Consider the following 20521-nt stretch of genomic DNA (forward strand, 5'->3'; position numbering starts at 1 on the left):
GATGCCCTTCCCTGTCAGCAGAGCGATCCCGGCTCCGGTCACGAACAGGGCCGCGCCCGACAGAGCCATGCTCCATACGATCGCGATCGTTCCACCACCGAAGAAGAACGGCGCCACCGGAACGATCGCCCCGAAGGCGAACAGGAAGAAGGACGTTCCGGCGGCCTCCCACGGATTCCCGCCCATCTCGTCGGGGTCGATGCCCAATTCCTCACGTGCGAGTGTGTTCAGCGCGGTCTCCTGATCCTGCATGATGTGCGCCGCGAGTTCCTTGGCCCTGTCCTCGGGAAGTCCCTTCGCCTGATAGATCAGAGCGAGTTCTTCGGCCTCCTCTTCCGGCATCGCCTCCAGTTCCTCGGCTTCGATCTCCAACTGCCTTGTGGTCAGCTCGCGTGCGGATTGAACACTCAGCCATTCGCCGAGCGCCATGGACGCCGAACCGGCGAGCAGACCGGCCAGCCCTCCGATCAACACCGAGTCTCGAGAGAACGTTGCACCGGCGACCCCCATGATCAGAGCCAGGTTCGACACGAGACCGTCGTTTGCACCCAGCACCGCCGCCCTGAGTGCGTTCCCACCTACGGTTCTGTGCCGCCCTTCGATCCGGGCCAGGACACTGCCCTCGACACCCTTCGTTGCTTCACCCGCCAGGACGGAGAGAACACGTGCGTGTGATCGCTCGTCCGCCCGCATCCCCTCTCCTTCGGTCTCGGGTTGTTCGTCGTACATCGTCTGGCCCGCCTTTTCGGATGCGGCCATCACACCGACGAGCACCTGCGGTCCGACCCTGCGAGCGAGCCACATGACCAGGCGAGCCTTCAGTGACGGTTTTGCTCGTGGCACGGCTTCGCCGACCGCCTGCAGGCGTTCCACCCAAAACGAAGCGTGCCGCTCCTCGGTATCGGCCAGCTTCCGATAGACCTCGGCCAGATGCGGATCCGTCTCGAGGTCGGCGAGGACGCGGTACTGGGCAGCCCCGTCGATCTCGTCCTGGTAGTTGTTCCGATAGCGGGCGGCATCATCCATGCCGATCAGCCTACCCGTGGGGATACCGTCCGGGCCCTGATCAGCCCGGCGTGTCCGGCCCGGAATCCAGCCAGTCCTGCAGCTTGACGATCTGGTCTGCGACCTGTCTATCCAACCTGTGCCGCCGGACACTCCCACTCGAATCGAGCAAGTCCAGATCTTCCGGCCGGAACGACTCGTGTGAGGAGATCAGCTCCTCGGCCGAGAGCGAAGACAGGTCCCTGCCCTGCGCCAGCAACCGGGCGACCAGTTCTCCGACCGATCGATGGGCTTCGCGAAACGGCACCCCCCGACCAACCAGCGCTTCGGCAAGATCCAGGGTCACAACCCACGACGATGGTTCCGGCGGATGGAACTCGGCACCTGCAAGCATTCCGGCCAGAACCTCCAGCGCACCGGCGAGCACGTCGTCGGCATGGAATACGGCCGCTTTGCCTTCCTGGAGATCCCGGTTGTAGGCCATCGGAAGACCCTTCTGGAGGACCAGAATCGCCGCCACGTCACCGATGACCCGTGCGCTCTTGCCGCGCACGAGTTCGGCGATGTCGGGATTCTTCTTCTGCGGCAGCGCCGACGATCCCGTCGAGTACCTGTCCGAAAACGTCAGCCAATCGAACTCACTCGTCGCCCACAGCACGAGTTCCTCGGCCAGCCTCGACAGCGTCACCATCGATTGCGCCACACAGAATGTGTACTCGGCCACGACGTCGCGAGAGCCGACGGCATCGATCGAATTGTCGAAGACCGCCGCCATGCCGAGCTCATCGGCGACTGCCTGCGGGTTCAACGGCAAACTGCTCCCCCCTGCTGCACCGGCTCCCAAGGGAGAAACGTCCAGCCTCGTCATCGCCCCACCGAAACGCTCCACATCTCTGCGAAGCATCCACGCATACGCGAGCAAGTGGTGGGCAAGCGGAATCGCCTGCGCCTGCTGCAGGTGTGTGTAGACGGGAACCACCGCGGCCCCGGCTTCTTCGGCCACCTGGACGAGCACACCCACCAGCGACCTGATCTGGCCGATCCGATCGAGAGCCGCCCGCTTCAGATACAGCCGCATGTCCAGCGCTATCTGATCGTTGCGGGACCGCCCCGTGTGAAGCTTGCCGGCAACCGGGCCAAGGAGTTCGTGCAGACGCCGTTCAACGGCCGTGTGCACATCCTCGTCGGTGACGGCAAACACAAACCGGTCGCTCTCGGATTCCTCCAGAATCACATTCAGGCCTTCGACCAGCCGACCGGCCTGCTCGGAAGAGAGGATCCCAACTCTGCCGAGCATCTTCACATGGGCAAGCGAACCCTCGATGTCGACGCCGAGAAGCCGCCGGTCTGCATGATCGACCGTGAACCGCCACATGGCTTCGTCGGGCGGCTCCTGAAACCGGCCTCCCCAAAGGGTCACTCGCCCTCCCCGAGACGGTGCTCGGCGAGGGTACGCAGCCGCAGGCCCTGCAGGCGGATGAACCCGGCTGCGTCTGCCTGGTCGTACACGTCGTCCTCTTCGAAGGTCACCGTCGCCTGATCGTAGAGGGCGTACTTGTCCGATCGTCTTCCCTCCACGGTCACCTGCCCCTTGTACAGCTTGAGGCGGGCCTCGCCGGATACACGAATCTGTATGTTGTCCATGAATGCCTGGAGCGCCTCACGTTCCGGAGCAAACCAGAATCCGTTGTACACCATCTCCGCGTAACGAGGAACCAGTTCATCGCGCAGATGCGCCACCTCACGGTCGAGTGTGATCGACTCGACCGCCTTATGGGCATGCTGCAGGATCGTCCCGCCGGGCGTCTCATACACGCCTCTGCTCTTCATCCCCACGAAGCGGTTCTCCACGATGTCGACCCGCCCGATCCCGTGCCTGCCCCCGAGCTCATTCATCCGAACGAGAAGATCGGTGGGCCCGAGGTCCTCTCCGTTCACCGCAACGGGGTCTCCCTCCCGATAGGTGATCGTCACCCACTCCGGATCATCGGGGGCGTCCTCGGGAGCAACGGTCATGCGAAACATCTCCTTGGACGGAGCCACCCACGGGTCTTCCAGAACTCCCCCTTCGTAGGAAATGTGCAGTATGTTGGCATCCATGCTGTACGGCTTCTCCGGTGTCACCGGGATCGGAATGCCTCTGCTCTCCGCATAGGCCACCAGGTCGGCGCGACCCTTGAGCTTCCACTCTCTCCACGGCGCGATCACACGAATGTCCGGCTTGAGAGCGTACGCGGAGAGTTCGAACCGAACCTGATCGTTTCCCTTCCCGGTGGCACCATGCGCTATCGCATCCGCCCCTGTGGCCTCGGCTACCTGAACCATCCCTTTGGCTATCACGGGACGGGCAAGCGAGGTCCCCAGCAGGTAGTACCACTCGTACACCGCGTTCGCACGAAGTGCAGGGAACACATACTCACTGACGAATTCATCTCGAAGGTCTTCCGTGATCGCCTCCACGGCACCCGTTTGCAGTGCCTTCACACGGGCTTCTTCGACCTCTTCGCCCTGGCCGACATCTGCCGTGTATGCGATCACCTCGGCTCCGTACTCCTCAATCAGCCATGTGAGAATGATCGACGTGTCCAGTCCACCGGAGTACGCCAATACGACCTTCATCATCCAACTCCGATCTGTTCGAGTGTCTCGGCGAGCCGGCTCCCCCCACGTTGCTCATCCGTCACTATCAGTACCGTGTCATCTCCGGCGACCGTGCCAAGGACTCCGTCGAGGCCCGAACGGTCGATCGACCCGGCCACTACTTGAGCTGCACCCGGAGGCGTCTTCACCACAACGAGATTGCCGCTTGCCCTGATTTCATTGGCGAATTCGGCCAGGACGCGGTCCAGGCCACCGTCGTCCCTCCGCACCGCCTGCAATGCATAGACGAACTCGTTCCCTTGCCCACGAACTTTCACCGCTCCGAGTTCCTTCAAATCCCGCGAAACGGTCGCCTGGGTCACCACGAATCCTTCGTCGATCAACAGGTCTGCCAGCTCGTGCTGGCTCTGCACGTCCCGAGTCGTGATGAGGCGACGAATCGCTCGCCTCCGCGCAGCAGTCTTCATGATCCAACGATCATACGCATATACGCATGATCATGCAATGCAGCCAGACGTCGGGGAGGAGCCCGCCGAGAACTGCTCACGTCATCGACCAGACTGCCGATACAGACTCTCATGACCGTCATGACCCCGGGCTATGGTTGGTCCCTCTCGGACGATGGGCGACTCGTCGCCCTGTACTTGCGGATTCGAGTCTGGCTTTCTGCAAGCGCGGCCTTCCTCACGACGCTCATGTTCCTCTTGGCGAAAACGCCGGAAGCGGCGGGACTGGCCATTGCCGCCACCTTCCTCGCCATCCATGCACAGATCGGTCGTCGGCAGAACGACCGGCATGTGGTGAGGTCCGTGGTCGCCGACGCGACGGTGGTAGGTCTGACGCTGACCATCATCGCAATCCCCGCAGTGACGATCGCGGGACTGGCGTTTCTCCTCACCGTGTCGACCCTTCTCCTCTCGCGCCGTCATGCCATTCTCGCCTGGGTCTACGGGCTCGGCTGGGCCGCCCTATCCGTCTGGCAGACGAACAACCCGCGCTCCCTCCCCGACCCGATCCAGAAGCCTGCGGAGGCCACCGCCCTCTTCTTCTTCCTCGGAGGCCTCGCTGCGGCCGTGGCCGTCGTCACCAAGGCGCTTCGGCGCTCCGCCCACGAGCAGATCGAGACCCGAAAGACGATCGAGGTCCGAGAGCGGCAGCTTCGATCCTCCAACGCCAGACTGTCGGCTCTGGTTTCCTCGAAGGACCACTTCATCGCTTCCGTGTCGCACGAGCTGAGAACACCGCTCACGGCCGTCGTCGGCCTGGCAAGAGAACTCACCCAGCGAGAATTCCAGAGGGAGGAGCGGCTCGAGTTTCAGAACATCATCGCCATGCAGGCCAATGAAGTATCCAACATCGTCGAAGATCTCCTGGTTGCCGCCCGCAGGGACGTCGGAATCACCGTGCACCCGGAGCCCTGCCATCTCCCCGACATCATCCGCGTGGTCACATCTGCAATCCAAGTCCCCGTCGACGTCACCCTCGAAGATCATCTGGAGGCCTTCGCCGATCCACTCCGTCTTCGTCAGGTGATCCGCAACCTTCTCACCAACGCGCAGCGCTACGGAGGAGAGCACATCGAACTCCAAGCTGTACACGACAATGGCACGATCAAGATCGAGGTTCGCGACGACGGGCCAGGTATCGAAGAAGGCGACACCGAACGAATCTTTCAGGCGTATGAAACCGCATCGACAGCCGCCCAGCCCGCATCGGTCGGCCTCGGCCTCTCCGTCGCCCGCACACTCGCTCGTCTCATGGGCGGGGACGTTCGTCATCGTCGCGACTGCGGTTGGACCGTCTTCTCATTGGATATCCCGGCCGTCTCCACGAATGCCTCGACATCTGCGTAGCGTCCCGACCGATGCCGGTGTGGTGACCGACGCCACCCTCTCCGGCCTCGAAAAACCCGAAGACACTCCCCCGACGCTCGGCAGAGCCCTCGCTGGAGGGGCAGACCGCCGGGCCCGCTCCTCGGAAGAGGAGATGCTTGACTTCCTCCCGTAGACTCGGAGAGCCGATGACACCCGAACGAACCGTCGCTCCATACGGAGCCTGGAAATCACCCATCTCCGCAGCATCGGTCGCTGCCGGATCCGTCCATCTCGACGCGCCACTCATCGACGGTGCCCGGGTTCTCTGGCTGGCATCACGGCCCTCGGACGGAGGCCGAACCGTTGTGGTCGCCCGGCAGGGCAACGGAACGGTTCGAGATCTCACACCGGAGGGCTTCAACGTTCGCACTCGCGTTCACGAGTACGGGGGCGGAGCGTATCTCATCTCGGGAGAAGCGCTGTTCTTCTCGAACTGGGACGACCAACGCTTGTACCGCCAAGACCCGGGAGATCCACCGGTACCCATCACACCGAACCCCCCCACACCCGCTGCATGGCGTTACGCAGATGGCAGGCCGACACCCGACGGTCGATGGATCGTGTGCATACGCGAGCGTCACGAGTCCGGAGAAGTCGTCAACGAGTTGGTCCGGATTCCCACCGATGGTTCCTCCGATCCCCAGATCCTCGTCGGTGGCCACGACTTCTTCTCGTCACCGCGCATCAACGGTGACGGAACCAGGATCGTATGGCTGAGTTGGGATCATCCGAACATGCCTTGGGACGGAACCGAGCTCTGGACCGCCGAACTACTTCCGGACGCCAGGCTTGGCACCCGAAGAAAGGTCTGCGGTGGGATCAGCGAGTCGATCGTCCAGCCCGAGTGGGGTCCCGACGGATCGCTCTACTGGCTCTCCGATCAAACCGGTTACTGGAACCTGTACCGCGACAACCAACCTCTCGCGCCCGTCGATGCAGACTGCGCCGGTCCGGCATGGACGCTCGGACAGACGTACTTCGGGTTTCTCGACGCCCAGCGCATCGCCATGACGATCACAGAGTCCGGCTTCGATCACGTCGTCCTTCTCAGACCCGATGGAAGCCATACTCGCCTGGATCTCCCCGCCGGTACCCATCGGGGCCGCCTCGTCACAGATGGGAAGGACACCATTGTGGTGATCTCCGGGTCGTCTTCATCTCTCGACACGGTTCGCAAGATCGACGCCACCACGGGTGAGACCGAACTCCTCACGTCTGCGGGTTCTCTCGATCCGGCGTACGTCTCGGTGGCACAACCGATCAAGTTCATCACCGATGACGGGCCTGCACATGCCTTCTTCTACCCGCCGGCCAATGCCGATTTCGAAGGACCGGACGGGGAGTTACCGCCTCTGGTGGTCTTCAGCCATGGAGGTCCAACCGGGGCAGCACGGCCGGATCTCAATCCGACGATCCAGTTCTTCACGAGCCGCGGCATGGCCATCGTCGACGTCAACTACGGCGGCAGCACCGGATACGGCCGAGCGTACCGACAGCGCCTGCGTGGAACATGGGGAATCGTCGACACGCGTGACTGCGCCGCAGCAGCGCGCCACCTCGTGTCGAAAGGTCTCGTAGACGGAGATCGCATGGCCATCAGGGGTGCAAGCGCCGGCGGTTTCACGACGCTGTCGGCGCTGACCTTTCATGACATGTTCCAAGTCGGTGCCAGCTACTACGGCGTCGCGGATCTCGAAGCTCTTGCTCGTGACACCCACAAGTTCGAAGCGAGGTACCTGGATACCCTCATCGGACCGTATCCACGGTACGCAGGGATCTACCGTCAGCGTTCGCCGATCCACTTCACGGACCGCCTCTCCTGTCCCATCATCCTCTTCCAGGGACTGGAGGACCAGGTTGTGCCTCCGGCACAGGCCGAAGCCATGGTCGCGGCGTTGAAGAAGCGCGGGATACCGTACGCGTACGTGACCTTCAGGGGGGAACAGCATGGATTCCGGCAGGCAAAGCACATCGCCCAGGCACTGAACGATGAGATCTCGTTCTACGGACAGGCCCTCGGATTCACCCCGACGGATATCCCTTTGCTGCTCAGACAGAACGTGACGACGAATCCACCGCAGAAGCGAAGCGGCCGATGGCGAGGTCAACGTGCCTGGCCTCGATCGTGAGAGGCGGCGTGAACCGGACGGCGTCCGCTCTCACCGCATTGACGACCAGCCCCTCCCCCAGGGCCGCCTCCGCCACACTCGCCGCGTTCGCCTGATCGAGCACTGCCGCGAGAAACAACCCCCGGCCACGCACCGCACGTACGCCTCGGATTGCCGAAAGCCCGGCTCGTAGTTGCGCCGAGCGGGTGACACAGTTCTCCCGCAGATCTCGAGAATCGATTTCGTCGAGCACCGCGAGTCCGGCCACACACACGACCGGGCCGCCCCCGAACGTCGTGGCATGATCCCCGTACTCGAACGCTTCGGCCACACCGCTGCGTGCAAGGCATGCACCGATCGGAAGCCCATTTGCGAGCCCCTTGGCGACGGTGGCGATGTCCGGCTCGAATCCCAGCGACTGCCACGAGAACCACGTGCCCGTTCTTCCGACACCGGCCTGCACGTCGTCGACGATCATGGCGGCACCCGAGACGTCGCACAGATGTCGAACCGACCGGAGATAGCGCTCATCGAGCGGGATCACTCCTCCCTCCCCTTGGATGGTCTCGATCATCACCGCGGCGGTGTTCGGCCCCATGGCGGCGGCGAGCGCATCGATATCCCCGGGAGGAACTTGTCGAAAGCCGGCCGGCAGAGGCTGGAACGTCGCCTGTTTGGACGGCTGACCCGTCGCTGCGAGCGTTGCCAGCGTACGGCCGTGAAAGGAACCGTCGAGCGTCACGATCTCGAACGCTTCCGGACCCTTACGCTTCTGCGCCCACCTGCGTGCAAGCTTGATGGCGCACTCGTTGGCAGTCGCTCCGTCGTTGGCGAAGAACACCCGGTCAAGCCCGGAGAGCTCGGTCAAACGTTCGGCGAGTAGCACCTGAGGCTCGGTGTAGAAGAGGTTCGACACGTGGACGAGCGTTCCCATCTGCCGGTCGACCGCTGCCCGTATTCGTGGGTTGGCATGGCCCACGACCGTCACGGCCAGACCGGCCAGACAGTCGAGGTAGCGACGGCCCTCATCGTCGATCAGCCATACGCCCTCACCGCGTGTGAAGACAACGGAATGGCGTCGGTAGGTCTGCAGCACGACTTCTGCCTCTCGACGGTGCAGCGCTTCAGACATCGTCGAACCGATGGATCATCGTCCCGATACCTTCCGGTGTGAAGATCTCGAGAAGGAGCGCATGCTGGATCCGTCCATCGAGGATGTGGGCTCGGTGGATTCCTGCCTCCATCGCCGTTACGCAGGAGGCCAACTTCGGAAGCATCCCACCGCGCACGGTCCCGGAGCCGATGAGATCCTTCAGCTGCGCGAGGGTCAACCGCCGAAGAACCCCCTCCTGCATCTCGTGATCCCTGTACACGCCTTCGACATCGGTGAGATACACGAGCTTCTCCGCCCTGAGCGCCGCCGCGATCGCCCCTGCCGCCGTATCCGCATTGACGTTGTACACCCTTCCGTCCTTCTCGCTCCTGCCGAGCGGCGCCACAACCGGGACGAAGCCTGCATCGAGCATGTCCTCGAGGACACCGGGATTCACGCGCTCGATCTCACCGACGAGGCCCAGACGCTCATCCTTTGCGTGCACGGACAGCATCCTTCCATCGATGCCCGTGACTCCCACGGCCTTCGCCTCGTGCCCGGTCAACAGCCGAACGATGTCCGGATTCACGACGCCGGCGAGGATGGACTGGACCACCTCCAGCGTCTCCTCGTCGGTGACGCGAAGCCCATCGATCCAAGCGGTCTCGACGCCGGCCCGGCGAAGCGCCTTGGTGATCTGTGGTCCACCTCCATGAACGATGACCGGCCGAATCCCCACCGTCGAAAGAAGGGTGACGTCACCGGCGAAACTCTGCCGAAGGATCTCGTCGTCCATCGCGGAACCGCCGTACTTGATGACGACCGTCTTGCCGCGATACTCCTGGATGTACGGCATCGCCTCCATCAAGATCCTGGCCTTCGCCATCGTGACGGCGATCACCGGCCTCTCCACATTCGGTGCGCTGTGACCCGTGGCCATCAGGACCGCTCCCCGTTGAATCGCACATACTCCGGCGTCAGATCCGTAGTCAACACTTCCGCCCTGCCAGGACCATCCCCGATCCGCACCGAAACGGTGAAGTCGCCGCCGGTCAGACTGCCGGCAACCACCGCATCGTCGAAGGGCACGCCCGTGCCCGCGCTCGCGACCAGATACTCGCCAAAGAGGATTTCGACGCGCTCCGGATCGAATGCTGCATCCGAAACTCCGAGAGCGGCGACGATACGGCCCCAGTTCGGGTCGCCGCCGTAGAACGAAGCCCTCACCAGAGCGCTGTCCGCGATCGTCATACCTGCGTTGCGAGCCTCGGCATCGTCGACCGCTCCCGATACCCTGATCGTGACGACCCTCGATGCGCCTTCCGCGTCCTGAGCGATCTTCAACGCCAAGTCCTTGCATGCGTCCGCCAGCACTTCGCCGAATGCCTTGCTGCTCGGCCGCCGTCCGCTCGCCCCTGAAGCGAGAACGACCACGGTGTCATTGGTCGACGTGCAACCGTCGATGTTGACCGAATTGAACGACACGTCGACGGCCTCACGAAGAGCCGTCCCGAGTGTTGCGGGATCGATCTCTGCATCGGTCGTCAACACGGCGAGCATCGTCGCCATGTCGGGACGGAGCATGCCGGCACCCTTCGCCATCCCCCCGACGAGGTATCCCACGCCTTGACGCACCGTCTGCTTGGAGGCCGTGTCCGTGGTCATGATCGCCTCCGCTGCGAGGCCGGCGTGCCGATTGCTGCTGCCGCTCGTCGCAAGGAGACGAACGATGCCGTCACGCACGCGTTCGACGGGAAGCTGCGGTCCGATCGGTCCCGTCGAGCACGGCATCACGTCCTCCGGGCTGCACCCGAGAGCTTGTGCCACGGTGCGAGTGGTGGCGAGCGCCGCCTCCATTCCCGCGGTGCCCGTCGCTGCATTGGCACATCCCGAGTTCAGTAGAACGGCGCGAAGCCGACCATCTGCGACACGACGCCTCGCGAGGATGACCGGAGGTGCCGCCGTTCGCGATCTCGTGAAGACCGCTGCGGCGGGTACCGGAGCTTCTGCCATCACGATGGCCAGGTCCGGACCGCCGTTTCCCTTGATGCCGGCAGCAATCCCGCCGGCGCTGAAGCCAAGCGGCACGGTAACGCCGCTCATGGCATCCACCCTGCTCGTGGTAGTCCCGTGGCTTCGGGAAGACCGAACATCACGTTCGCCGCCTGGACGGCCTGTCCCGCAGCACCTTTGAGGAGGTTGTCGATCACCGACAACACCACCGCCTGATCCGTACGTTCATCGACGTACGCCGTGACCATGGCTCTGTTCGATCCGACGACCCAACGCGTCTGGGGGGCTTCCTGCACAACATCGATGAACTCAGTGTCACGATAGGTCTCCTCCAATCCACCGAGAAGATCACCCCGGGTCTGCGCCCGGGCAAGGGGAACGGTGCATGTCGCGAGGATGCCCCGCAGCATAGGCACCAGATGGGGTGTAAATGTCACCTTCATTGGCGTTCCTGTCGCCAATTCCAGGCCCATCTCTATCTCCGGCCTGTGGCGATGCCCGGCTACACCATATGCACGGACTCCTTCGTCGACTTCCCCGAACAGAAGGTCGGCCCGAAGGGCTCTTCCGGCGCCCGTCACGCCGGACAGGGCATTCACCACGATTCCCTCCGACGCGACCAGGCCGGCGCGCACCAGCGGTATCAACCCGATGAGCGCCGCGGTCGGATAGCAGCCGGGAGCCGCCACGAGACGCGAGCCCGTGACGTCGAAGAGTTCGGGCAGACCGTAGGTCCATGCGGGGAGAGACTTGGGAGCCGGATGCCGGGATCCGTACGCCAGTTCGTAACGCTCGCCCGTGTCCATACGGAAGTCACTCCCGAGATCCACGACCCTCGGTCCCCGCTTCGCCAGCTCCAGTCCGGGTCCGGCCGAGGCGCCGTGCGGCAGGGCCAGGAATGCCAGGTCGACCTCAGGTACGACCGCAGGGTCGACAGGGCCCAGCATGCGGTCCGGGTCGGCAAGATGTGGGTGCACATCCCCGAGCCTGCTCCCGGCTCGGCTATGCGCTCCAAGGTAGACGACCTCGAACTCCGGGTGGGTGTCGAGAAGGCGCACCAGTTCACCCCCTCCGTATCCGGAGGCCCCAAGAATCGCCACGGAGATCGATGGACCCGACATAAGGACAAGACTATACGTATGTATGTATTCTTATGCAATCAGCTTCCGCCCGCAGCTCTCTCGGTCGACCATTCCTTCACGAGCCGGTACGCCTCTTCCTCGGAGTAGGGACCATGCTCGATCCGGTATTCGGTGAGCATGCGTATCACGTCGCCGACAGCCGGCCCTGGCGGAATTCCCAGGAATCGCATCACATCGTTTCCGTCGATCGGAGGCCGGAGTGCGTCGAGCTCTTCTTTCTTGCGAAGCTCCGCTATTCGCTCCTCGAGTTCGTCGATTCGCTTCTGGATGGCCCTTGCTCGGGCAGCGTTGCGAGTGGTGATGTCGCATCGCACCAACTGGTTGAGGTCTTCCAGCAGAGGTCCGGCATCACGAACGTATCTACGCACGGCCGAGTCCGTCCATCCCATCTTGAAGGTGTGCGGCCGCAGGTGAAGAAAGATCAGACGCGAGACATTCTCGACCTCGCTTTTCTTGAACCGCAGCTCCTGCAGGCGCTCTCTCGCCATTCGAGCGCCGACGACCTCGTGGTGATGAAACGTCACGCCACCGTCGCCGAACTCTCTCGTTTGCGGCTTGCCGACGTCGTGTAACAACGCGGCGAGCCGGAGTTCCAACTTCGGTTCGCATTTATCGACGACGGCGAGCGTGTGCGCGAGGACATCTTTGTGGCGATGGAGAGGATCTCGTGCCGCCGCGAGCGCGGCGACCTCTGGCAGGAACTCCCCAGCGAGGCCACTGGTCACCATCGCTGCGAGAGCCTCCCCGGGCTTCGGAGCCACCAGGAGTCGTGAAAGCTCGTCGCGGATCCGCTCGGCAGAAATGATCTCCAATCTCCCGTGCATCCGAGTGACCGCTCCGAGCGCGCTCTCGGACGGTTCGAACCCAAGCGTGGCCATGAACCTGAAGAGCCGCAGCATCCGCAACGGATCATCCGAGAAAGAGATCTCCGGTCCCAACGGTGTCCGCAACACCCCCCGGTGCAGGTCGGCCAAGCCTCCGTGCGGATCGATCATCTCCGGATCCGGCAGCAGCTTGAGTGCGACGGCATTCACCGTGAAGTCTCGTCGTGAGAGATCCGTCTCGAGGTCTTCGGAGAACTCCACCCTCGGTTTGCGGCTCTGGTCCCGGTATACCTCGCGACGAAACGTGGTGATCTCATGTGTCACGCCCCCCTTGACCACGCCGATGGTCCCAAACGCCTCCCCGACGGTGAACGTCGAGTCCGCCCACCCTTTCACGATTTCGAGGATCTGGTCCGGTCGAGCATCGGTGGCGAAATCGAGATCGGTGTGCTCACGTCCGAGTAACAGGTCTCGCACCGAACCCCCGACCAGATACAGGCGAAACCCCGCCTCCATGAAGCGCTGCGAGATCTGGTGCGGAGTCCGATCTGTGTCGAGGAACCAGCTGAGACGTTCCGGAATCATCGCGTGCAGGATAGGCGGGAGGCGCACGATCGCCGCCCCCCGCCTCGCTCCCTACTCCATCATTACGCCCGGATGAGGCCCAACTGTTCGATTTGCACACGAAAATCGTGCGGGTTGCTTGCCGAGCCGACCGCTTCCTGATAGCTGATCATGTCCTTCTTGAACAACTCGAGAATCGCCTGATCGAACGATTGCATGCCGTAGAAGTCTCCCTCTTTGATCACGTCGGCGAGCGTATGCGTGCTCTTCTCATCGACAATGCGATCAAAGACCCGAGCATTCATCGTCAACACCTCGACCGCGGGGACTCGCCCGTGCCCGTCGGCCCGGTCGAGAAGGCGCATGCTGACGACGCCGCGCAATGTTCCCGCGATGAGGAGTCGTATCTGCTTCTGCTGGTACGGTGGAAAGAAGTCGACAATGCGACTGATCGTCTCCGTCGCGTCGATCGTATGCAGTGACGACAGCACCAGATGTCCGGTCTCGGCGGCCTTCAGCGCCGCGCGGACCGTCTCGGCATCCCTCATCTCACCGATCATGATGATGTCGGGGTCTTGCCGCAAAACGCGTTTCAGCGCCTCTGCGAAATCGTCGGTGTCCACACCTATCTCACGTTGGGAAACCATGCCCAGTTTGTCCGAGTGCAACACTTCGATCGGATCTTCGATCGTCAGGATATTGACCCGCTTCGTCGAGTTGATGTGGTCGATCATTGCGGCCAACGTTGTCGTTTTGCCGGAGCCGGTCGGTCCCGTAACGAGCACAAGGCCTCGAGGCTCCGAGGCCAGCTTCTCCAGCACGGGCGGCAGCCCGAGCTCCTCGAAGCCGGGACTCTCCGACAGCACCCTGCGAATGACGACCGAGACCGATCCACGCTGTCGGTACACATTGACCCTGAACCTTCCGAGTCTCGACTTGCCATACGCGAAGTCGGCTTCCCCCGTGGCTCGAAACTCCTCTGCAGCCCGATCGCTGAACACCGCCTCTGCGAAGGCTTCCGTGTCCGGAGGAGTCAGTGTCGGCAGACTCGTAGGATGCAACTCTCCATCGATGCGCATCACCGGGGGAGATCCGACCTTCAAGTGAAGATCGGAAGCGTCCACTTCTCGCATTCTTGCCAACAACTCATCGATCGGTACGGCCATGCTCACTTCCTCGAACCACGCACCATCAGGTATCGGCAGTGCTCCGCGTTCCTTGACCTCCTTGACCCCAGTGCCCGTCACAGTTTCCAGTACGGTCGCTGCGCCTCCATGAGTAGATCCAGGATCCTCCACGCTCCGTCCGGCGATTGCAGGTGCTCACTTGAAAGAGGGGGCTCACCGGCAAGCCCGGCGATGGTCGCCGTCACCGACCGTTCCATCGCCGCGAGGTTGTACCCGCCCTCCAAGAAGAGGATCAGCCGCCGGTCGGGAGACGCTGCACGGACCGCCGACGCCATCATCTGGTAGTCGCTCTCGAGGAGTGATGCCTCCCCTATCGGATCTTCGCGATGGCCGTCATAGCCGGCACTGATCAGCACCCAGTCGGGCTCGAACTGTTCGAGGATCGGGATCACGGCCCGTGTAAATGCTTCGGAGTACACATCTCCCGCCGTGTGCACCGGCACCGATATGTTCACGGTCGTCCCCGCTCCAGGGCCTACCCCGACCTCTTCGACCCATCCGGTTCCCGGGTAGAAAGGGAACTGGTGCAATGACACATACAAGACACCCGGGTCCATCAAGAAGGCATCCTGTGTTGCATTGCCGTGATGAATATCCCAATCGACGATCGCGACGCGCTCTCCTTCGTCGGCAAGCATGCGGGCTGTGATCGCAATGTTGTTGAACAGGCAGAATCCCATCGCTCTGTCTGCAAGTGCATGATGTCCCGGCGGTCGAATGGCGAGGAAGGCCACCTCCGCATCCCCTGTACGCAGCCGTTCCACGGCGGCAGGACCTGCCCCGGCAGCTCGTAACGCAGCCTCCCAACTCCCCGGCCCCGCCGGTGTGTCCGGATCCAACTCCACCCGGCCATCCATCGAGGTCCTGCGCACCATCTCGATGTAGTCCGGTCGGTGTACGGCGCGGAGCGCAACGGGGTCGATCATCGGCGAATCCATTCCCACCACTTCCAGACGGCCCGACTGCACCCCGCGAATGACCGCAGCCAGTCGCTCCGACCGTTCCGGATGCCATGGTCCCGTATCGTGTCGAAGCATCGCTTCGTGGGTGACCAGCAACACTCGCATCCCCCTACTTTGGCAGACGCGATGACGATCACAGTACGATTCGCCCATGACTGGGAGCCACGATGCGACACACTGGTGAGTGGCCCGGAAGCATCATCTTGCGTCATGGCCTGTCGAAGGCCACTGCTCGGCCATGGAACAGGGATGTCCCGGACGCTCATCTCACCCTGATACGAGGCACGGCGGGCTTCCTCGCGGAATGCGCCAATCATCTCCAGGCAATGGGCATTCCTGCTGTCGCGTCATCACCGCTGCCGCCATCCGCGGCTCGCCTGTGGAAAGAAGCCGGGTATCAGCCATTCAAGCGTCTCGACGTATTCGGCAGAAGACTCGAGGGAGATTTCCCGGACCCCGCCATCGCAGTCACTGCGGAACGAACACCAGACTGGGATGCCGTCGAGCGAGTCGATCGAGATTCCTTCGAACCCTTCTGGCGTCTGGACACCGGCGGGCTTCAAGACGCGTTCACAGCCACTCCCCGCTCCGTGTTGCTGACGGCCGGCGCTCCGGACCTGCTCGGATTCTCCATCGTCGGAGTCGGTTCGATCGCCGGCTATCTCCAGCGAATCGCCGTAACCCCCGCTGCGCAGGGGCATGGCCTGGGCCGCTCACTCGTTCGAGCTTCCATGCGCTGGGCTCACCACCACGGCGCCAAGGAGATGCTGCTCAATGCTCTGCCCAACAACGAGACCGCTTCCGGTCTGTACATCAACGAGGGGTTCTCTCAACTCGACGACCACCTCCACATCCTTCGAAAGGCTTGACACAACCACATGATCCGAGTCGTGATCGACTCCACCTGCGACTTCCCCCAGGAGATCGTCGTCATCAGCCCCTCCTCACAACGCTCCGTCACCTATCCGGCGCCGCGCGTGGCTTCAGGACAGATGACGTCCATACCCGTCCGGGTCATCGATTCGAAGAGTTCGACGACCGGCTTGGGATTCCGGACACCCGAAGCCGCTCGGGCCGCCGCGAGTGGGGGCGATCTCGCCCAGGTGGACGATGCAGCCCCGGATGCGGTGCCAAAGACGAAGCTCTTCGCAACGGCCCTCCGGATCAAGACCGATGATCGAACCCGCCGAAGGAGTGGTGGTTCCTGCCCACCGGGTCCGAACGCGTGCAAAGGCCCTGGCCACCGTTGTGGATCGAACCGTCGACATCGGTGTAAGCCTTGAAGAGGCGGCCATCCTCCACGCGGATGTCCGAGAGGAAGCAAAGCGTCTCGCCGCCCGACCGGAGGCCTCCTCTCCCGTCTCCATCGCGGAGATCGGCCCGGTCATCGGAACACACTCCGGACCCGGAACCATCGGAGCCGCGTATCGGGTCCGCCGTGTTCCGCTCTACACGTAGGATCGCCATGAATGGCGAGGTTGGTATCCGAGAACCGCCCGGGCCTTGTCGATCGACAGCAGCGTCTCGAACCCTTCGACCGGCCGTGTGAACGGCACGTCGGGGAACATGGCCTCCATCAGCGACCGGCTCGATCGGTTCATGCACGTATCCGCCGCCGCCACGAGGAATGCCTGCGCTCCTGCAACCTCGGATTCCAGCGCCAGGCGTGTCGCCTGTGCAACGTCACGCGCATCCACGTACCCCCACAGGTTCCACGCTCGAAGACTCGGATCATCCCAGAAGCCGGGGAACCGTTCGTAGTCGGATTCCATCATCACGTTCGAGTAGCGAAGCGCAACATACGGTATGCCCGACCACCGGTTGAACTGGGTGGCCATCTCTTCGCCGACCAACTTGGCCAGCGCGTAGTGGAACTCGGGCAGCCGCGGGTGCCGTTCGTCGATTGGCACATATCGAGGCTTCTCTCGCTCAAACGGTATGCCGATGAGTGTTTCGCTCGACGCCCACACGACCCGCTGCACACCCAGCATCGCCGATGCGGAGAACACGTTGTAGGTACTCATCGTGTTGATACGGAAGGTCTCCCCATCCGGCAGGACGTTCGGAGCGGGAATCGCTGCCAGGTGCACAACGCCGTCGGCGCCCCCCAGGGCTTCAATGGTCTGGCCCAGGTCGGTCAGATCGGCCACCAAGGTAGGCGCATCGGGATCCAGAGACGCCATCCGGTCCACATTGAGGACTTCGTAATCGTGATCGACAAGTTCCTGAACGACGTGTACGCCTGCCTTCCCGCTCCCACCGGTAACTACGATCTTCATATGGGCATCCTTCCTCGATGCTCTTCCTCGTCCGACATTAGGAGGCTCGCTTCGCTCGCGGTACCGAGTACCGCCGTGCAGCACCGACCCAAGACGACGGGGCGAGCGCAACGGCCAGGACTTGGCTGCCTCACAACGGGCGCCCCACCCTCTCGGGAGAATCCGTGCAAGGGCGCCCTTGCCATATACTGTTTGCCTGTAGGGTTCCCGCTGCAGGAGGCGACATGCCACCGCCGCTTCCAGATCGCTATCGGCTCGAGCAGAGACTCGGTCGTGACGGCGATATCGAGGAATGGCTGGCGACCGACACGCTGCTCGATCGACCGGTTCTTATTCGGGCTCTGGGGCCAGAGACCACGTCCAGTCGCAGAGAGCAGTTCGTGATGTCGCTGCGTGGGGTCTCCGGTGTAGCGCACATGCATCTTGCGAACGTATACACGGCCGCGCAAGTCGAGGGAGGTGCCTACTCCGTGACCGAGTGGACCGGCGGAGTCACCATGCAGGATCGCCTCAACGGCGGCGAGACCATGACGCCCGAGGAGTTCATCACCAACGCCGCCGGTCTGGCCGGTGCTTTGGCGGCAATGCATCGAGCCTCCGTACTGCACGGGATGATCGACCCTTCTGCCGTCAGGTTCTCCAAGGCACATCCCGCCAAACTCGGCGCTTTCGGGCGACTACCGACCTCGACCGATGCCGCTGCCGACGTCGCGGCGCTGGCCGACACACTCCAGATCTGCTTGACCGGCGACACGGCCGCGTTCGCGCCGCCATCGCAACTCGTCGACGGAGTCTCGCCAACGGTCGACGAGGCGCTTGCAGAGGCACGATCCGGCGTCCTCGATGCTCGAGGGCTCGCTGCCGCTCTGCAGGCCGCGCCAAACGTGCCGAAGGCTCCCGAGCGCTCCAGTGGCTGGACCTGGCGCTGGCTGACACCCGCCTTCCTACTGCTCGCCCTGGCCGCCGGTCTCGTCACCCTCGGCCTTCTTCTCTCCTCCGGATCCGATTCGCCCGCGTTGTTCCCTGCACGGCCGCCGACGTCGACGACACCTGCCACGATTCTCCCCCCGATGACCACGACTTCCACGACGACCCCCCACTCGACTTCGGCTGTCTCCATCATCAAAACCCTCGTGATCGATCCCTACGGTGACAACGTGGAACACGATCGCAGCCTTCCCCTACTCACCGATGGGGACATCACGACGTCATGGAGAACCGAGCGTTACTACGATCCCCTTCCGCTCATCAAGAAGGGGGTGGGTGTCGCCTTTGTGGTGACCGGTACCCCGGCCACCTTCCGGGCCAAGGCAGTGAGCGATGGCACCACCTACAGTTTGCTGTGGGCCCAGGAAATCCCGACTGATTTCTCCGGATGGACCCGGATCGCCGGTGGCACCGTTGCCGGCGAGAGCATCTCCCTCCAACTCCCCCGCCGCACCGGAGGTCTCTGGTTGCTCTGGCTGACCGAGCTGCCCCAGCAGGACGATGGCTACTTCACATCGATCGGCGAAATCGAGTTCGGCTCATGAACAGTGATCAGGTGCTCCTGGATCGCTTCCTGGCCGGAGACCATCGTGCATTCGACGAATTGATGTTGCGTCATGAGGATCGTGTCTTCGGTCTCGGCCTCCGCATGCTCGGCAACCGAGACGATGCCCTCGAGGCAACCCAGGAGACCTTCCTCACCGTCTTCCGTAAAGCCCATCAGTTCTCGGGTCGTTCAACATTCGGAACGTGGCTGTACCGAGTGGCCATGAACACCTGCTACGACCGTCTTCGCAAGGCCAAGCGCAGACGAACGGTTCCCCTGCCGGAATCCTCGGATCCTCCCGACCTGGCCTCGCAAGACGCTCTCGTCTCTGCCGAGCTTCGTCCCGACCTCCTGGAGGCGCTCGCATCCCTGCCACCTCAGTTCCGGGCAGCGGTCGTGTTTGTCGACCTCGAAGACCTTTCCCTCGATGAAGTTGCGCAAATCCTCCAGGTGCCGACCGGCACCGTGAAATCGCGCGTCCACCGGGGCAGAAAACTCCTCGCGGAGACACTCCGGAACTTTCACGATGTCTCCGCGCATCAAAAGGACGATGACTATGCATGATCACGACATCGAACGCGTTGCAGCCGTCGCCGAAGGCCGGCTCGCCGGAAGTGATCTCGTCGCTGCCGAGGCCGCCATCGCCTCCTGCGAACACTGCTCCCGCGACCTCGAAGATCAACGCCAGGCGCTCACCTTCATGCGCCAGGCGGTGAAACCTGCAATGACAGAGATCGAGCGGGCCTCACTTCATCGAGCCATCCGCCGTGCCACCACACCCAAGCCATCACGTTGGCTGCGCCTCGCTCCCGCTTTTGCCGCAGCAGCAGCTCTTGTGATGGTGGTGGGTGTCGCCTCCCTGCTCGGTCGCGGAGGCAGTGTCACTAGCGAGAGTGCCGCCCCCACAATCGCCGTCTCGACCACGGCGGCCGCCACCAAGGGCGCCGAAGATTCCATCACCTCGCAGGAGAGCGCTCGAGACCTCGGCGTTGCCCCCGCCCCGGCGGCGTTCACCTCCGATCTGCGCGAACTCGCCAACCGTCTTCGCGCCGAAAGCTCCCGGTCCACTCCTGAATCTTCCCCCCTCCAGGAGCATGTCTGTGACGCGCAAGCATTACAGGAAGCGACCCGACCCGCCGTCGCCGTCGCCTACGTCACGGTCGATGATCGTGACGCACTGCTCTACGTCTATCCGAGAACCGCCCTGATTTTCGACGCCGACACCTGCGCCTTGATCCAACGCATCCCAACGCCATAACGAGATCCGATCGTCTCGGTCGAGAATCTCTCCGAACCCTGGGCTCACGGATGCCCACAGGGTCGCTACGTGCCTTG

The 20521-nt window shown here is 63.0% G+C and carries 20 protein-coding genes; 8 read left to right on the top strand and 12 right to left on the bottom strand.

Annotated features, from left to right (window positions below; translation table 11 throughout):
* From GXP34_12085 to argR, 4 genes are all read right to left on the bottom strand, one after another.
* A partial coding sequence (locus GXP34_12085) for a rubrerythrin family protein (GenBank protein ID NOY56711.1) occupies window positions 1-1026 on the bottom strand: 1026 nt, incomplete at its 3' end.
* 40 nt (window positions 1027-1066) lie between these two features.
* A complete protein-coding gene (gene argH / locus GXP34_12090; protein ID NOY56712.1) occupies window positions 1067-2425 on the bottom strand; it encodes an argininosuccinate lyase in 1359 nt (452 codons plus the stop codon).
* Window positions 2422-3624 carry an argininosuccinate synthase gene (locus GXP34_12095; protein ID NOY56713.1) on the bottom strand — a complete coding sequence of 401 codons (1203 nt, stop codon included), beginning with the start codon at window positions 3622-3624 and terminating at the stop codon, window positions 2422-2424. Before GXP34_12095 ends, argH begins: the two co-directional genes overlap by 4 nt.
* The gene (gene argR / locus GXP34_12100) at window positions 3624-4073 is read right to left on the bottom strand and encodes an arginine repressor (GenBank protein NOY56714.1); all 450 of its coding nucleotides are present in this window, start codon (window positions 4071-4073) and stop codon (window positions 3624-3626) included. The genes GXP34_12095 and argR overlap by 1 nt, the downstream gene beginning before the upstream one ends.
* A 111-nt stretch (window positions 4074-4184) precedes the next feature.
* Here argR and GXP34_12105 point away from each other — a divergent pair, with 111 nt between their 5' ends.
* Both GXP34_12105 and GXP34_12110 read left to right on the top strand, forming a co-directional pair.
* Window positions 4185-5459: a HAMP domain-containing histidine kinase gene (locus tag GXP34_12105; GenBank protein ID NOY56715.1), complete on the top strand. Its 1275-nt coding sequence runs from the start codon at window positions 4185-4187 to the stop codon at window positions 5457-5459.
* 167 nt (window positions 5460-5626) lie between these two features.
* Window positions 5627-7609 (top strand): S9 family peptidase, encoded by a 1983-nt coding sequence (locus GXP34_12110; GenBank protein ID NOY56716.1) that lies wholly within the window; start codon window positions 5627-5629, stop codon window positions 7607-7609.
* On the opposite strand, the gene GXP34_12115 is transcribed toward GXP34_12110, so the two are convergent.
* From GXP34_12115 to GXP34_12145, 7 genes are all read right to left on the bottom strand, one after another.
* Entirely contained in the window at window positions 7530-8720 is a 1191-nt protein-coding gene (locus GXP34_12115) for an aspartate aminotransferase family protein (protein ID NOY56717.1), read from the bottom strand. The genes GXP34_12110 and GXP34_12115 overlap by 80 nt on opposite strands.
* Window positions 8713-9567 carry an acetylglutamate kinase gene (gene argB / locus GXP34_12120; GenBank protein ID NOY56718.1) on the bottom strand — a complete coding sequence of 285 codons (855 nt, stop codon included), beginning with the start codon at window positions 9565-9567 and terminating at the stop codon, window positions 8713-8715. The genes GXP34_12115 and argB overlap by 8 nt, the downstream gene beginning before the upstream one ends.
* A gap of 53 nt (window positions 9568-9620) precedes the next feature.
* Window positions 9621-10784, bottom strand: coding sequence for a bifunctional glutamate N-acetyltransferase/amino-acid acetyltransferase ArgJ (gene argJ / locus GXP34_12125; protein NOY56719.1), 1164 nt, complete (start codon window positions 10782-10784; stop codon window positions 9621-9623).
* A complete protein-coding gene (locus GXP34_12130; GenBank protein ID NOY56720.1) occupies window positions 10781-11815 on the bottom strand; it encodes an N-acetyl-gamma-glutamyl-phosphate reductase in 1035 nt (344 codons plus the stop codon). Before GXP34_12130 ends, argJ begins: the two co-directional genes overlap by 4 nt.
* Window positions 11816-11853: 38 nt before the next feature.
* Window positions 11854-13245 (bottom strand): CCA tRNA nucleotidyltransferase, encoded by a 1392-nt coding sequence (locus GXP34_12135; GenBank protein ID NOY56721.1) that lies wholly within the window; start codon window positions 13243-13245, stop codon window positions 11854-11856.
* A 62-nt stretch (window positions 13246-13307) separates the two neighbouring features.
* Window positions 13308-14390: a type IV pilus twitching motility protein PilT gene (locus GXP34_12140; GenBank protein NOY56722.1), complete on the bottom strand. Its 1083-nt coding sequence runs from the start codon at window positions 14388-14390 to the stop codon at window positions 13308-13310.
* Between the two features lie 77 nt (window positions 14391-14467).
* The gene (locus GXP34_12145) at window positions 14468-15478 is read right to left on the bottom strand and encodes a histone deacetylase (protein NOY56723.1); all 1011 of its coding nucleotides are present in this window, start codon (window positions 15476-15478) and stop codon (window positions 14468-14470) included.
* Between the two features lie 62 nt (window positions 15479-15540).
* On the opposite strand from GXP34_12145, the gene GXP34_12150 reads away from it, so the two are divergent.
* The 3 genes from GXP34_12150 to GXP34_12160 are packed head-to-tail and all read left to right on the top strand — an operon-like array spanning window position 15541 to window position 16831.
* Window positions 15541-16242 carry a GNAT family N-acetyltransferase gene (locus GXP34_12150; GenBank protein NOY56724.1) on the top strand — a complete coding sequence of 234 codons (702 nt, stop codon included), beginning with the start codon at window positions 15541-15543 and terminating at the stop codon, window positions 16240-16242.
* Window positions 16243-16263: 21 nt separating this feature from the next.
* A complete protein-coding gene (locus tag GXP34_12155; GenBank protein NOY56725.1) occupies window positions 16264-16656 on the top strand; it encodes a hypothetical protein in 393 nt (130 codons plus the stop codon).
* A complete protein-coding gene (locus GXP34_12160) occupies window positions 16571-16831 on the top strand; it encodes a hypothetical protein (protein ID NOY56726.1) in 261 nt (86 codons plus the stop codon). Before GXP34_12155 ends, GXP34_12160 begins: the two co-directional genes overlap by 86 nt.
* Here GXP34_12160 and GXP34_12165 read toward each other — a convergent pair.
* Window positions 16822-17652, bottom strand: coding sequence for an NAD(P)-dependent oxidoreductase (locus tag GXP34_12165; GenBank protein ID NOY56727.1), 831 nt, complete (start codon window positions 17650-17652; stop codon window positions 16822-16824). The genes GXP34_12160 and GXP34_12165 overlap by 10 nt on opposite strands.
* Window positions 17653-17876: 224 nt before the next feature.
* Here GXP34_12165 and GXP34_12170 point away from each other — a divergent pair, with 224 nt between their 5' ends.
* The 3 genes from GXP34_12170 to GXP34_12180 are packed head-to-tail and all read left to right on the top strand — an operon-like array spanning window position 17877 to window position 20444.
* Complete coding sequence (locus GXP34_12170) at window positions 17877-19184, top strand: hypothetical protein (GenBank protein ID NOY56728.1); 1308 nt, start codon at window positions 17877-17879, stop codon at window positions 19182-19184.
* The gene (locus GXP34_12175; GenBank protein ID NOY56729.1) at window positions 19181-19750 is read left to right on the top strand and encodes a sigma-70 family RNA polymerase sigma factor; all 570 of its coding nucleotides are present in this window, start codon (window positions 19181-19183) and stop codon (window positions 19748-19750) included. Before GXP34_12170 ends, GXP34_12175 begins: the two co-directional genes overlap by 4 nt.
* Window positions 19743-20444: a hypothetical protein gene (locus GXP34_12180; GenBank protein ID NOY56730.1), complete on the top strand. Its 702-nt coding sequence runs from the start codon at window positions 19743-19745 to the stop codon at window positions 20442-20444. The genes GXP34_12175 and GXP34_12180 overlap by 8 nt, the downstream gene beginning before the upstream one ends.
* The last annotated feature ends 77 nt before the right edge of the window (window positions 20445-20521 follow it).

The organism is Actinomycetota bacterium, assembly GCA_013152275.1.
Lineage (GTDB): Bacteria > Actinomycetota > Acidimicrobiia > Spongiisociales > UBA4744 > BMS3Bbin01.